This window comes from Deferrisoma palaeochoriense, assembly GCF_054656955.1.
Window position 1 is genome coordinate 1 of sequence record NZ_BAAHXI010000226.1, and the last position, 244, is coordinate 244.

The window sequence follows — 244 nt, forward strand, 5'->3', positions numbered from 1 at the left end:
CGGCGCCCGGCTCGTGTGCCGCGCCTCCACGATCACCGTGCCGGCCCGGGAGCCGGCCCGGAACGTGGTCTGGCCCTCGCCGTTGCGGTCGGTCTGGATCGCCTCCGGATTCACCGTCCCCGAGCCCTCCAGCACGGCGAAGGTCACCGGCACGTCGACGTTCGGGTTGTCGTGGATGTCGGTCACCCGCACCGAGAGCGCCGTCTCGCCGCCCGTGGGAAGCCGGTCGGCTCCGGCCACGAGC

The 244-nt window shown here is 74.2% G+C and carries 1 protein-coding gene; it reads right to left on the minus strand.

All coding sequences use genetic code 11. From position 1 onward, the window contains the following. The coding region (locus tag ACYQ8L_RS18805) for an Ig-like domain-containing protein (protein WP_459943335.1) at positions 1-244 on the minus strand (244 nt) is incomplete at both ends.